The sequence below is a fragment of the Caballeronia glebae genome (assembly GCF_001545035.1).
GTDB classification, from domain to species: domain Bacteria; phylum Pseudomonadota; class Gammaproteobacteria; order Burkholderiales; family Burkholderiaceae; genus Caballeronia; species Caballeronia glebae.
The window spans coordinates 1-994 of record NZ_FCOJ02000177.1; the positions used below are offsets into that span (position 1 = coordinate 1).

The 994-nt window shown below is 65.6% G+C and carries 1 protein-coding gene; it reads left to right on the forward strand.

Translation table 11 applies throughout. The features are described from left to right. Positions 1-29: 29 nt before the first annotated feature. Positions 30-994 (forward strand): AMP-binding protein (locus AWB82_RS36680; RefSeq protein WP_143757006.1); only part of this gene is annotated, 965 nt, incomplete at its 3' end.

The following is a 994-nucleotide window of genomic DNA, read 5'->3' on the forward strand; positions in this document are numbered from 1 at the left end:
ATCGAAATGCGCGCACAGGAGGCGACACCATGACAGCCGGCATGTACGACGATGGCCTTCCGAAAACGGCCGCCAACTTCGCGGCGCTGACGCCGCTCATGTTCATCGAACGCGCGGCATCGGTGTATCCGACGCTTCCTGCCGTCGTGCACGGCGATGTGCGGCGCAACTGGGCCGAAACCTACGCGCGCACGCGGCGGCTCGCATCGGCGCTCGCGGCACGCGGCATCGGCCTGGGCGATACGGTCGCCGCGATGCTGCCGAACACGCCCGAAATGGTCGAAGCGCACTTCGGCGTGCCGATGACGGGCGCCGTGCTCAACACGCTCAACACGCGGCTCGACGCCGCCACGCTCGCGTTCATGCTCGCGCACGGCGAAGCGAAGGCCGTGCTCGTCGATCGCGAGTTCGCGGACGTCATGCGCCGGGCGTTGAAAGACGTGCCGCAGAACGTGCTCGTCATCGATGTCGACGATTCGCAGTACACAGGCGCGGGCGAGCGCATCGGCGAAATCGAATACGAGGCGCTGCTCGAAAGCGGCGACCCCGCATACGAATGGGCGCCGCCTTCCGACGAATGGAACGCGATCTGTCTGAACTACACATCGGGCACGACGGGCAATCCGAAGGGCGTCGTCTATCACCATCGCGGGGCGTACACGAACGCGGTGAGCAATATCCTCGAATGGGACATGCCCAAGCACGCAGTGTACTTGTGGACGCTGCCGATGTTCCATTGCAACGGCTGGTGCTTCCCGTGGACCGTCGCCGCGCGCGCGGGCGTGAACGTATGCCTGCGCCGCGTCGATGCGAAGACCATCTTCGATCTGATTCGCGACGTCGGCGTCACGCATTATTGCGGCGCGCCGATCGTGCAGAACCTGCTCGTCAACGCGCCCGACGAGATGAAAGCCGGCATCGCCCAGAAAGTCCATGCGATGGTCGCGGGCGCCGCGCCGCCCGCCGCGATGATCGAAGGCATGGAGCGCATGGG